Below are 12578 nucleotides of genomic sequence, written 5' to 3' on the forward strand. Positions count from 1 at the left end.
GGGTCTCAGGCGTGGTTGACGAGGAGGACGTTCGGGGAGAGGGCGCCCGCCTGGGCTGCCGCCGAGGTCATTCGCTTGCAGTGGTAGCGGAGCACGGGACCGCGTAGCCGATCTCCTCCGCCGGGCGGTTCACGTCACCGACCACCGCTTGCTCGCCCTCGAACACTCACCGTGAGAACCACTCCCCCGCCCGCTCCATCCAGGTGAACCGTGAGCGCCAGAACCCCGGCACCACCGGCGATGCACCAGTCGTAGACGGTGATTGCGACAACCGATCAGGGGCTCTCCCACCCAACAGCGAGACCACACTGAGTATCTGTACGGATGCGACTGGTTACTGACATGTTGAATAATCGCTCGTGGCTCGGCACCCGAGTGCGTGGCGCTGTCCCTGCCTGTCGGGCAGGGACACCGTCTACCCCAGGCGTCCCGCACCCTGCGGCGCCACGCCCTGGCGGTGATGCTCAGCCAGGAGTGAGCAGTGAGGCGGGGCGACGGAGCGCAGACGCCCGGTCGCCGTGCCCTGCTCCACGCTTCTCAAGAAAGCCAGCACTTGGCCGCAGGACCGAGTCGTGTAGGAGGCCCCAACTACCCGGCCTTGGAGGAACTTCAGCACCGATGTTCCCCCAAGCCGTCATACGGTGATGAGCCCCGATGTGGCCAGCTCTCGGAAGTCTGTCGTCTCCGGGCGGTCTCCCACCCGCTCGTAGATGCTCAGCGCCTCGCTCCAGCACCCCCTGGCCTCTTCGTTCCGGCCGAGGCGGTCCCAGGCTCGGCCCAATACGGTCAGGACGCCGGCCCGGCGCCGCTCGCCCCCGAGGCTGCCCAGGGCGAGGGCGCGTTCCGCGTGCAGTGCGGCGGCTTCGTACTGGCGGGCGGCGAGATGGGTCTCGGCGATCCGGAAATTGGTCATTCCCTCCCACAGCCGCTGTTGGTGCTCGTGGAAGAGCGTCAACGCCTTGGACAGTTCCTCCAGCGCCTCGGCCGGGCGGCCGGCCTGGGTGAGCGCGATGCCCAGCGCGTAGCGGCAGTTGGCTTCCCGCAAGGTGAGGCCCATGGCGCTGAAGATGGCCAGCGCGCGGCGGGCGGGCTCGATGCCGTCGGACGGCCCGCCCGTTTCCACGCGAACCCGGGAGAGGACGCTCAGGGCGCCGGCCTCGCCGAGCCGGTTCCGGTCGGCGCGGTACGCCCCGAGCGCCTCGGTCAGGAACCGTTCGGCCTCCGCGTGCCGGTTCTGGTAGGCCGCGATGACCCCACGGTCGTGCAGACCCGCCCCCACCGGCAGGGGATCGCCGCAGGCGTGGGCCAGTTGCACCGCGAGCCGCGCCTCCTGGTCGGCCTGTTCGAACCGCCCGGACGCCAGGAGCAGCGAGGTGTAGGCGATCCGGGCGCGGGCCTCCGCGCGCGCGTCGCCCGCCGCCCGCGCAGCCTCCCGTACGGCCGTGGCGGTGGTCTCGTACTGGCTCGCGTCCGCTCCCGCGTCGGCCAGGTCCTTCGCCGCCCACAGGAGGTCCGCGGCCTGCGCCACCGAGCCCGCGGCCGCCTGCTGCCGTACGCATGCCAACAGGCAGGCGGCCTCCCCGTACAGCCAGTCCACCGCCTCGCTCCCGTCCTCGAAGACGAGCCCCGCGCGGCGGGGTACGGACAGGTGCTCGACCAGCCGGTCACCGGGACGCTCCAGCGCGTACACGGCAGCGGCCGTCGCCAGATAGAAGTCCACCAGCCGCGACAGGGCGGCGGCCTGCCCGCTCGCCGGCTGCTCGTCGCGTTCCGCGCACGCCCGCGCGTAGAGGCGTACGAGGTCGTGGTACCGGTAGCGCCCGGGCGCCGCGGATTCCAGCAGGGAGGCGTCGACCAGTGATTCCAGCATGTCCTCGGCTTCGTACTCGGGCAGGTCGAGTACGGCCGCTGCCGCGGCGGTCGAAATGTCCGGCCCGTCGGCGAGGCCAAGGAGGCGGAACGCCCGGGCCTGAGCGGGCTCCAGCTGGCCGTAGCCGAGCTCGAAGGCGGCTTTGACGGCGAGGTCGCCGGCCTGCAGCTCGTCGAGGCGGCGGCGCTCGTCGGCGAGTTTGGCGGCGAGGACGGAGACGGTCCACGTGCGGCGGGCGGCGAGCCGGGCGGCGGCGATGCGGATGGCGAGCGGCAGGAAACCGCAGGCGCCGACCACGTCGAGGACGGCGTGGCGCTCCGCGGCCACCCGCTCGTGCCCGACGATCCGCGTGAACAGCAGCCGGGCCTCCTCCGGGCTCATCACGTCCAGGTCCACCAGATGCGCACCCGGGAGAGCCATCATCCGCACACGGCTGGTGATCACGGCGGCGCTGCGGCCCGTGCCCGGTAGCAACGGCTGTACCTGGGCGGCGTCTCGCGCGTTGTCGAGCAGGACCAGCAGCCGACGGCTGTCGAGCATCGAACGGAAGAGCGCGGAGCGTTCGGCAGGCGTATCGGGTATCGCCTCATCGGCTGCTCCCAGGGCGCGGAGGAAGGCGGCGAGTACGGTCTCGGGCTCGGCGGGGCGGGGCGCATTGCCCTGCAGGTCGACGTAGAGCTGGCCGTCGGGGAAGTCGGCGCGGGCCGCGTGCGCGACGTGCACGGCGAGGGTGGTCTTGCCGACGCCGGCGAAGGCCGACAGGGCGAGCACACGCACACGCCCTGCGCCGCCCGTGCCGGAGAGGATTCCCCTGAGTTCTGCGATGAGGGCATCGCGGCCCGTGAAATCGGGGACGGTGGCCGGCAGCTGTGCGGGGGGAGCGATCACGAGCGTGGTGGTGATCGCCGTGTGCGATGCCATGGGCGAGGCGAGCTCGGGGTCGGCCCGCAGGATGCGCGCGTGGAGGGTGATGAGCTCCCGGGTCGGGTCGACGCCGAGCTCGTCGGCCAGGAGCCGCCGGGTGTCGGCGTAGACGGCGAGGGCCTCGGCCTGCCGGCCGCTGCGGTAGAGGGCGAGCATGAGCAGCTCACGGAGTCGTTCGCGCAACGGGTGGGCGGCGGCGAGCGAAACAAGTTCGGAAACGGTCTCGGCGTGGCGTCCGGCCTGCAGCTCCAGGTCGATGCGGATCTCGAGCAGTTGGAGGCGCCATTCGGCGAGCCGGGCGCGCTCGGTGTCGGCGTGCGGGCCCGGGACCCCGGTGAGCGGCTCCCCTTCCCAGAGGTCGAGTGCGCGGGCGATGAGCGTATGGGCGAGGGCATGGTCGCCGGCGGCGCGGGCGCGGTCGGCATCGGCGGCGAGGCGGCGGGCGATGCCGAGGTCGAGGGAATCGGCGGGGGTGCGGATGGCGTAGCCGCCGGATTCGGTGGCGAGGATTCCGGGATCGAGCATCTTGCGCAGGCGGGAGGCGTACGTACGGATGGTGGCGAGCGCCTGCTGCGGCGGGTCCTCGCCCCAGATGGCGTCGATGAGTTCGGACGCGGTGGCGGTGCGGCCCTCGCGGAGCAGGAGTGCGGCGAGCAGGGCGTGCTGCTGGGGGGTGCCGGAGGGGAGCGGCTCGTTGTCGCGCCAGATCCGCACCGGGCCGAGCACGCTGAAGCGCAGCATCTCGGTGGTGGACCGAGGTCCGCGGGAAGCGTCAGCCAGTCCCCGCTGCCGGGTGATGTCGCGCCGCTCGTCGGCCGACGGCCTGATCGCGGCCGTGACCAGAGCGCGTGCGCCTTGGAGGCGGGGTTCGTCCCGGTTCGTACGTGCGGAATCGAACTCGGTGGTCGCTAGATTTGCCAGGGCGGACAACGCGAGCGGATGGCGGGGCCCCAGCGTCGCGGATGCCTTCTGGGCAGTGACGGCCAGGACGTCGGTGGCGCGTTCCATTCTCCCGCCGTCGCCGATGGCCCTGGCCGACTCGAACTCGGCCCGCGCCAGGGTGACCAGCGCGGCCAGGCCCTTCGGGTGGTCGCCGCCGAGAAGCCGGGTGAGCTGCCGGGCCGTTTCGGCGATCGCGTCCACCCAGCGGTCCGCGTCCTCGTGCCGTCCTTCCAGTCGCGCGACCGCGGCCAGTACCGATTCGGTCAGCAACCGTACGTCGAGACCGTCCTCGGACTGCTCGTCACGGGTCAGGAGCCGAAGAGCCTGCCCGGCCGTCTGCCCGGCTCCGGCCGACGCACCCTGGCGTAACTTGATCGCCGCGACATTGGCCAGTGTGCGTGCCGTCTCCAGAGACGATCCGGGCCCGCCCGGCCGGGGGAAGACCACCATGGTCGACAGCAGGGCGGCCGCGGCGGTGAGCTCGCCGCGGTCCGCCAGAGCGACCGCGAGGTTGTTGCGGCCCTCGTGGGAGAGGCCGGCAGACGCAGGATGCAGGAAGATCCGCCCCACGACGTGCTCGATCAGCCGGTGTGACTCCTCCAGCAGGTCGAGCGTATCGAGCAGGGCGGCAAGATATCCCAGGTCTCTGCCGAAGCGGGGGCGGTGCAGCGGCGGCGGTTGGGTGCGCAGCTCGGCGACGGCGTCCTGGACGAGCCGCCTGGCCGCGAGGTCACCGCGCACGGCCCGCTCGGCGTGGGCGGCGGCTTCCTGCCAGGCATCGGTCATGACTCACCCCCGGGTGACTGGCGCTCGATGAACGTCTTCGCGGTGAGGAACTTGAGCTCGCTGCTCTGCGAGGCGTCCAGCACCCCGCGCTGTGTCCACTTCTCTATCTGGTCGAGCAGCAGATCCGTGACGGCGGCCGCCGCCGCCAGGCCCGTACCGCTCTCCTCCACAGGGTGCTGGACCCGGCGCCGAACGGCTTGCTCCGGTGCGGACTTGGACGGGCGCAGTACGTCGATCAGGTGCTCCACGTCGAACTCGTCGAATCGGCGCATCGCTTCACCGATGGTCGCGGCGAAGAGCACGTTGGCGGCACGGTGCGACTCCGCCCGGTCCGGTGCCTGCTCCAGGAGGATGCCCACGATCAACGGCTCCCGATCCTCAGGCAGCCCTTTGACCACCGGGCCTCCCGAGTACCCCGAGTAGTCGCCCAGGTGTTGGTGTGTCGTGAGCTGCAGGGCCTCGATGACCGCTCCGCCTTCGCACGGATACTCGGCGGATCCGCTGTCGACCTGCCCCCGCAGATGCACCTCGGCGGCCGCGGGCCGGTACGGTCCGTGCCAGTCGTCACCGCCGTGCGCGACGCCGGCACGGGGGATGGGCAATCGGACCTCGAAGGCGGCCGAGACCGTGATCAGCGCGAGGTCCGCCTCCTTGTCCTGGCGGCAGACCTGCCCTGCCAGCCGGGAACCGTCCGCCAAGACGATGTCTACACGCTCGTCAGGTGATGTCAGGCCGCGCAAGCAGTGCAGAGCCGTCAGGACGTAGCGGGGCGTCAGCAGAAATCCGCCGCCGAGGCGCTGCCGGTCCTGGAACAGCTCCACCCAGTAGCTCGCGCCGCCGGTCATTCGGATTCCGGGGCTCGCTCCACGGTCAATGTGACCTCGAACGAGGCCTCTGCCGACGCCTTGGACAGGATGACTCCGGCTTCCGCCGCCAGGGTCAGCCCGAAGGTCACCTCCATGGCGGACACCTGCCAGCCGTTGTGCCGTGGCACCCGGGCCAGTGACTGCTGGGCGATGGCCGAGGCCTCGACTATCGCCTGCTCCAATTCCCCGGCACGCTCTCCGAGGGCAGCGCTGGTACGCGTCCTGCTGGCGATCTGGCGGCTGCCTGACGCGTCGACAGCGACCGTTTCGACCCTGACCTCGGGCATGAGAGTGCGTTCCCGTCTCTAGGTGCTCAGAGTGCAGCGGCGCCCCGCTCCGTGCAAGAAGCCTAGCCAGCCCGGTGCCGAGAGGCGACGGAATCACCTACAAGATCTGGGACTGCCGTACGGATCCGGCCACACCTCCTCAAGGCACACGGCCCGGCGAGAGCGCCGTCACCCCTGGGGTCGCCCTTGCGGAGAGCCGCGGGCCCTTCGACCGACCTCCATCTTGGTCACAGGCTGCCATCCCCGGCGGTGCACACCACCCCAGGAACGATCATGCGGCGGGCTATCAGGCCGAGTTGACCGGAAGGACGTCCGGGGAGAGGGCTCCGGCGTGGGCCGAGGCGCTCGTCATCTGCTTGCGGTGGTGGCGGCGGCAGAGGACCTCGTAGCCGATCTCCTCCGCCGGGCGGTTCACGTCACCGACCACGACCTGGGCGCCCTCGACCACCATCTCGCCGCCCACCGTCCGGGCGTTGTGGGTGGCCCGCGCGCCGCACCAGCACAGGGCCTCGACCTGGAGCTGCTCCAGCCGGTCCGCCAGCTCGATCAGGCGCTGCGAGCCCGGGAAGAGCTTCGTGCGGAAGTCCGTGGTGATGCCGAAGGCAAAGACGTCCATGTCGAGGTCGTCCACGATGCGCGCCAGCTGGTCGATCTGCTCCGGCGCGAGGAACTGGGCCTCGTCCACGATCACGTAGTCCACCCTGCCGCCCGCCGAGAGCTGGGCCACCAGGTACGCGTACAGGTCCATGCCCTCCGGCGCCTCCACCGCCTCCGTCACCAGCCCGAGGCGCGACGAGAGCTTGCCCTCGCCCGCCCGGTCGTCACGGGTGAAGATCACACCCTGCAGGCCCCGCGCGTCGCGGTTGTGGGCGATCTGGAGCGCCAGTGTCTTCTTTCTTGACCATCCGCCAACTCGCGCTAGGGTCATCCCATGACACTGCGCGTCCTGGGTTCCTTGCGGCTCTCCGTCGACACCGACGATTCCACGGCGATACCCCGCCAGAAGGAGCACGTACAGCACTGGGTGGAGGCGCCGGGGCGGGACGCTCGAATCGTCGCCTGGGCTACGGACACCGACGTGTCCGGCGGACTCCACCCCTTCAAGCGCCCCGATCTCGGCAAGTGGTTCGACGATGAACACAAGGGCCTTTGGGACGCGCTCTGCGTCATGAAGATCGACCGGCTGAGTCGCCGGGTTGCCCACTTCAGCGAGATCGTCCAGTGGTGCCAGGAGAACGGCAAGATCATCGTGTCGACCCAGGAGGGGATCGACATGTCCACCCCCATGGGCAAGATGTTCGCCCAGATCCTCGCCGTCTTCGCCGAGGGCGAGTTGGACACGATCCGGTCCCGGGCACTCGACGCCGTACAGACCCGCCTCGCCTCCGGCATGTGGGTGGCCGGCCTCCCGCCCTTCGGCTACGAGATCGTCCAGGTGGGCAAGGGCAAGGGGAAGCGGCTCGAAGCACTCCCCCACTACATGGAGCTCGCCCAGGAGATCGCGAAGAAGATCCTGGATGGCGAGAGCCTGCGCTCCATCTCGAAGGACCTCGCCACCCGGGGCGAGCCCACGTGGCTCTCGCGGATCCAGCCCAACAGCAAGCGGGCGCAGGAGAGCCAATGGTCGAACTCCTCGATCCGGGGCATGATGCTCAACCCCAAGATCGCCGGGCTCTACACCTACAAGGGTGAGATCGTCGAGGACGATGCCGGCAATCCCCGCATGATCGCGGACACCCCCCTGCTCGACCTCGCCACCTGGAACAAGGTGGTCCTGAAACTGGCGGACAACCGCGCCTTCGGACCCAAGGCCACCAAAAGCCAGGCCATGCTGGTCGGAGTGGCAACGTGCGGCTCCTGCGGGGGGCCACTGACGAAGGCAGTCTTCACCAACCGCAAGCCCGCCAAGGGGGACCGCCCGGCGAAGGAGTGGCACTACTCCCGGTACAAGTGCAGCCGGCACAAGGTCCAGGGCACCTGCGAGAGCGCTGCGGCCGTGGACTCGGCGGAGCTTGAAGGCGAACTGACCAAGGTCTTCCTGGAACACATGGGACACCTCCCCGAGGCGCGAGAGGTGGCAGCTGACCTGCACGACCCGTCCAGCGACATCACGGCCACCCAGGCACGCCTGGACCGACTGAAGGCCGACTTCGGGGCCGGCAAGTACGACGACCCGGAGAAGGAAGAGGTCTACTGGTCGCTGCTCAACTCGCAGTCCGCAAAGCTGTCGCGGCTTCGCACCCAGTTCGCGGAGTACGAAGAGCAGCGCGGGAAGTTCGCGCTGACCGGCCGCACCTTCGCGGACATCTGGAACTCGCGGGACGATGAGGGCAAGCAACTGTTCCTCCGGGAACACAAGGTGGCCGTCAAGGTCTATCGCGATCCGATCCCCGGCAAGGCGTTCGGGTTCATGGTGCAGCTGGGCGACGTCCGACGGATGGCCCAGGCGGTTCACGTCGAGCTGACCGACGATGTCGCCCACGGGGTCGTAACGCACAACCTGCCGACGCAACAGCACGTGGCGAGTCGGCAACTGGACGAGCGGCAGCTCCGGATCGGGCTGGACGTCATTGACGCCATCGAGGCATCGCTTCGACTTGCCGAGGAGTCGGCGACGTAGACAGCCCTGACGCATACAGAAGCCGTAGCCCGCGCGAATGTCGGGGGCTACGGCTTGCCTTCGAGGGATGGTGTCGGCGTACGCATCGAGTACCGAGACAGGTACGAACAACAGACGCTGGCATCGACCTTGTGATGGTTGAAGCCCGTGCGCGGTGTGTGGCTACGGCTTAGGGTCGCGGTCATGGAGCCCCCTTCCCTGCGCCCGATACCCACCCGGACTCTCCACAGGCCGAGGCAGCGCATTGTCCTGTTCATGGTGGGAGGTCTGTTTGCGCTGATGGGTGCTGCGATGCTGATCAGCGGGGACGCCGCAGATCCCGCCAGTGCGGTGCTCTTCGCCGTGATTGCGGCGGGCGGCCTGTGGATTGCGTTCCGCAGTTGTGTCATGGGAGTGCAGATCGACTCCATGGGTCTGACCGAGCGTGGCCTGGGGCGCTCGAAAGTCGTTCCCTGGTGTGCGATCGGCGCGGTCAACACCGGGGATGGTCCCGGCCTGGCCCCGACGGAGGCCCCAGGACTGGTCCTCAGGAACGGCGAGAAGGTGGGGCTCGGGCTCTCGCCTCGTACTCCCACACCGCAGTCGACACCGACTTCACCCTGATCAAATCCCTGCACGCCACCCACGTCACGGACCGCCCCAACTGCGCGTGAGTCCTGGGGCAGGGTCGTCGGCGAGGCAGCACCTTGCCGCAGTCGCGTGCACGAAGGCTCCCGCCCGATGGAACCGACCGCGTTTGGTAAACGGACCGCTTCGGTGCCAGGACGGTGCGATATCCCAGCAAACGTGCCAGCATCACAAGATCGGCAACAGCGCCGGTAAAGGTCTAAACCGACAGACGGCGACAACCCACATCCAGGTCACCCCGGCTTGCCGCCACGCTCCCGTTCCTGCTGCAGGCGCTTGATCTCGCGGCTGAGGTGTCGGCGGGCCCTGCTCAGGTCACCGATGGCATTCCCAGTGCCTTGGCCATTCGAAGCGACGTACTTCACTACGATGTTGCGGCGGCAGTCGGTCGTCTCGATCACGTCGAACCCGCTCGGCCGCCACGCCGATCCGCCGGTGGGATTCGCAGTGTCCTTAGCCGCGGGTTGCTGGTCTGGATTCCACCCGGAAGAGCCAAATCCGCCATCGCCAGCCGGCCGCACAGCGACTCTCCCCCGGGGTACGCGACCCTTCTGGCGCCCGTCGTGGAACGTCGACCGCGCGATGCGCAGCTCGGAGCAGAGTTCGTCGACGGTCAGCTTGTCTCCGGGGCGGCGGACGGCGGGCGCCCTGCGGGTACCGGCCTCGGCCGGGTGCGTCAGGGCAGGGGGCATCGAGGGAGGGCGCAACGGGGGAAGTCCTTTTCGGCATGGCGCATGAGGACGCACATGCGGGGAGAGAAGACGCGGCTGCTCCACCACAGGCAGTCGCCGAGTACTCCCACAACGATCCAGAGAATCCCCGGTTTGGCTGACCGGGGATTGCCTGCTACAAGATGCGGCGCAGGCCCCGCGGACTCCATACGCGAGTTCCTCGACGAGGGCTCGCGAGGATGCATCGAGGGCTCGATCGTCCGAATTGGCCCGCATTTCGGCATTCTCGGATCCACTGCCCGATGAAGCGCGGCACCGGTTGCACCCTTTCACTCCGGAAGGCAGCCCGCTCCAGCCACCCGTAGAGAAACTGCAGGTCAGCAGGCATTCGACGATCCCTCGTCGAGGGCTCGCGAGGAATACGCGTCTGGATCTAGGATCTAGGATCCTGGATCATTCCTTACGGGGCGCGAGGCGCCGGCGTCGCACATCGCCTCCGAATCAGCATTCCGCCCAGCCTCTTGGCCGGAGCCGGACTATTTGGCCAACCGGGGTTCTGGCCTTACGGTTATGGCCATCCACCACACCCCATAGCCGCTACGGCACTTTGCGGCAGCCCTGTCGGGCGCGTACCGGCCTTTCGCCCTTGCCCTTAGGCGAGGAGGCCTGCGCATCCCGATCGGGCCCCAGATCGACGCTGAGGGCATTCCGCCAGGAGCGGGGCCGCTCTCGCCCCCAGCGGATCAGCCGGAAGCCATCCCGCGCACAGGCCACACGCGGGCCGTCCCTGTTCCGTGAAAGGACCGGTCCCCAGTACTGGCTCGCCACCGATCAAGTCCACTGCCGGCGACTCCGGGTTCCAGGGACCAAGCTCCTCGGTCCCCGAAGTGCGCCCGCTGAAGGGGACCGTCAGCAGGGCATCCGGGCCCGACGGTCCCGATGCACTGCATGACCGCACGGGGATCGGGGACCGGGATCGGGACCGCACTGGGACCGAGGACCGGGATCGGGGACCACACGGTCCCCAGCTATTCGGGCTGGAAATCGGTGTTTCCGCAGTTCAAAGCGCCGGTCCCCTGGAACTACCGGGCCCGGGGACCGAACGGGGACCATGCGACCGGGACCGAAACCGGGGACCGAACAGGCATCAAGCTGTTTGGGGATGACCTCCGTAGCGGTGGGAACCCCCCGGTCCCAGAGTGCTGGGGACCGTTCAACACGGGACCGTCCGGGGACCGGGGACCAATTGGGGACCGGCGCGTGGTTGGGGACCGCGGTCCCCAACCAGGTCCCGGAGACCCCTATCGCCCTGCCCTGGCCACATCTCAGCACCAAAGCCAACCAACCCGACGCCAGTCCCAGTGAAGTCCGGGGACAAGTCGCACGGCCGTCGACCAGCCGCCACCACGCCCCCCACCCCTGTCCTGACCAGCGTGGGGGCGGGTGGAACGCGCCTTCAACCCTCTTGCGATCCGCCCCACCCACGCCAAAGCCATCACCAGAGGAGATCTGCATGCCAGACCAGCACGGCTCCGAAGCCACCCCCAACCAGCAGCTGAGGAAGTCCACCCCTGCTTCAGACGCAGCAAGTTGGGACGGAAGCGTAGCTTCCGTCCAACCCGCCCCCGAGGGGGCGGGCGAGGACCTGCACCAGGGGGCGCAGGTCCTTCTGGCTTCGACCGGGGGGGGCGGATCGAAGCCAGGGCAGGAGGAGAACCCGTCCCAGCGTCGTAGCCGCCGTGACCGCGCCGACCGCGCCGACCGCGCCCGCGCCAGCCGCGCGAGAAGAAGCGCCTGTACCAGCCCAATATCCGTTTCAACGAAGAAGAGTTCGCCCTGATCAAGTCCGCCGCCGCCCGCTGTCACCTGTCCGTCGCCGGCTTCCTCGCCCGCGCCGCTCTCGCCGCCGCCCGTGACCTCGACCGCACCAGCGCAGAGATCACCGACGTGCGCGAAGTGATCACCGCCCTCTTCGAGAGCCGTCGCAGGCTCGGCTGGGCCGGCAGCAACCTGAACCAGGTCTCCAAGGCCTTGAACTCCCGTGCTGACGTCCCGCAGCTCGAAGCGGCGCTCACGGCCGTCCAGCGGGCCTCCGAGACCGTTCACGAAGCCACCGCACAGCTGATCGCCCGGCGCACGTCGTGATCCCCACCATCAACCCACCCGGGTCGCGGACCATCGGCTTCCTCGCCTACCTGTACGGGCCCGGCAAGCACGAGGAGCACACCGACCCGCGCCTCGTCGCGTCCTTCGACGGCATGTCCCCCGACCCCGGCCGAGACCGGAGAGCCACTCGCCACCCGCCTGAGCATCAGGGGCCTGACCTCATAGGCACCGCTGGGGCCCACGCGTTTCCGCGTTGGCCCCATGGCCAAGTCCTCATGGCCGTACGGCTAGACCTGTGCACTCCTGGCGTCGGGCCCCCGCCCTGCCGCGCCACATAGCGGCAGGGCCCCTGCCTGTGCGCATGCCCATTTCCTGGCCTCGCTGAGGTGGCTCTGCCTGAGCCCTGTGTGGGGGTCGGGCTGGATGAGCAGGGTGGGGTAGCCGCGGGCGGTGCGTGCCGCTGCCCAAGCGTGGTCGAGGGCGGTGAAGTCGTCGTCGATCCAGATGGCCGGGACCGTGCTGAGCCAGGGGTCGACGTGGTCGCGTTTCCAGAGGTAGCCGTCGGGGTGGCTGGTGGTGATCTGGGGGTGAGGCAGGTCGAGGTAGGTGAACTCGGGCAGTCCCAGGATCGGCCCGATGATCGTGGTGGCGTCCTTGCGCCAGCTCGTGCACCACACCGGGGTGACGAGGCCGCTGGCCAGGAGGTTGGTCAGCGCGGGCCCGTGGTCGGGGTTGAGCCAGATGGGGACGGAGTCGTCGGGGTGTCGGCCGGCAGGCAGGACGGTGTGGCGGACGTGGGTGGGCGGGGTGCTGCCGTCTGCGGCAGGGAACGGTATGAGGACGCCGTCGATGTCCAGGAGGAGGTAGGGCAGGGTCATC

Annotated in this window: 9 protein-coding genes and 1 pseudogene; 3 read left to right on the forward strand and 7 right to left on the reverse strand. The window is 69.4% G+C overall.

From position 1 onward, the window contains the following. Positions 1–5: 5 nt before the first annotated feature. From MTF69_RS07110 to MTF69_RS07130, 5 genes and pseudogenes are all read right to left on the reverse strand, one after another. A pseudogene (locus MTF69_RS07110) lies at positions 6–166 on the reverse strand (thymidine kinase); the annotation flags it as partial. A 468-nt stretch (positions 167–634) separates the two neighbouring features. Beyond that, positions 635–3535, reverse strand: a complete 2901-nt coding sequence (locus MTF69_RS07115) for a BTAD domain-containing putative transcriptional regulator (RefSeq protein WP_279345504.1) — start codon at positions 3533–3535, stop codon at positions 635–637. A 983-nt stretch (positions 3536–4518) separates the two neighbouring features. Further along, entirely contained in the window at positions 4519–5367 is an 849-nt protein-coding gene (locus tag MTF69_RS07120) for a serine protease (protein ID WP_243331681.1), read from the reverse strand. Further along, complete coding sequence (locus MTF69_RS07125; RefSeq protein ID WP_243331683.1) at positions 5364–5675, reverse strand: CU044_2847 family protein; 312 nt, start codon at positions 5673–5675, stop codon at positions 5364–5366. Before MTF69_RS07125 ends, MTF69_RS07120 begins: the two co-directional genes overlap by 4 nt. 286 nt (positions 5676–5961) lie before the next feature. Then, a complete protein-coding gene (locus MTF69_RS07130; RefSeq protein ID WP_243331685.1) occupies positions 5962–6603 on the reverse strand; it encodes a thymidine kinase in 642 nt (213 codons plus the stop codon). 3 nt (positions 6604–6606) lie between these two features. Between MTF69_RS07130 and MTF69_RS07135 the strand changes: the two genes are divergently transcribed. After that, positions 6607–8295, forward strand: a complete 1689-nt coding sequence (locus tag MTF69_RS07135; protein ID WP_243331686.1) for a recombinase family protein — start codon at positions 6607–6609, stop codon at positions 8293–8295. 255 nt (positions 8296–8550) lie between these two features. Next, entirely contained in the window at positions 8551–8898 is a 348-nt protein-coding gene (locus MTF69_RS07140) for a hypothetical protein (RefSeq protein WP_243331688.1), read from the forward strand. Between the two features lie 257 nt (positions 8899–9155). On the opposite strand, the gene MTF69_RS07145 is transcribed toward MTF69_RS07140, so the two are convergent. Beyond that, positions 9156–9323: a hypothetical protein gene (locus tag MTF69_RS07145; RefSeq protein WP_243331689.1), complete on the reverse strand. Its 168-nt coding sequence runs from the start codon at positions 9321–9323 to the stop codon at positions 9156–9158. 2109 nt (positions 9324–11432) lie between these two features. Here MTF69_RS07145 and MTF69_RS43675 point away from each other — a divergent pair. Further along, positions 11433–11738, forward strand: coding sequence for a mobilization protein (locus MTF69_RS43675; RefSeq protein ID WP_374322405.1), 306 nt, complete (start codon positions 11433–11435; stop codon positions 11736–11738). A 248-nt stretch (positions 11739–11986) separates the two neighbouring features. On the opposite strand, the gene MTF69_RS07155 is transcribed toward MTF69_RS43675, so the two are convergent. Then, positions 11987–12577 (reverse strand): HAD domain-containing protein, encoded by a 591-nt coding sequence (locus MTF69_RS07155; protein WP_243331693.1) that lies wholly within the window; start codon positions 12575–12577, stop codon positions 11987–11989. Between the last annotated feature and the right edge of the window lies 1 nt (position 12578).

Origin of the sequence: Streptomyces sp. AP-93 (assembly GCF_022808175.1) — a bacterium.
In the GTDB taxonomy this organism is placed as follows: domain Bacteria; phylum Actinomycetota; class Actinomycetes; order Streptomycetales; family Streptomycetaceae; genus Streptomyces.

Coding starts and splice junctions, on each gene's coding strand:
- MTF69_RS07115 (WP_279345504.1), bottom strand. CDS start 3,535: ATGCTGCGCTTCAGCGTGCTCGGCCCGGTGCGGATCTGGCGCGACAAC.
- MTF69_RS07120 (WP_243331681.1), bottom strand. CDS start 5,367: ATGACCGGCGGCGCGAGCTACTGGGTGGAGCTGTTCCAGGACCGGCAG.
- MTF69_RS07125 (WP_243331683.1), bottom strand. CDS start 5,675: ATGCCCGAGGTCAGGGTCGAAACGGTCGCTGTCGACGCGTCAGGCAGC.
- MTF69_RS07130 (WP_243331685.1), bottom strand. CDS start 6,603: ATGACCCTAGCGCGAGTTGGCGGATGGTCAAGAAAGAAGACACTGGCG.
- MTF69_RS07135 (WP_243331686.1), top strand. CDS start 6,607: ATGACACTGCGCGTCCTGGGTTCCTTGCGGCTCTCCGTCGACACCGAC.
- MTF69_RS07140 (WP_243331688.1), top strand. CDS start 8,551: ATGGTGGGAGGTCTGTTTGCGCTGATGGGTGCTGCGATGCTGATCAGC.
- MTF69_RS07155 (WP_243331693.1), bottom strand. CDS start 12,577: ATGACCCTGCCCTACCTCCTCCTGGACATCGACGGCGTCCTCATACCG.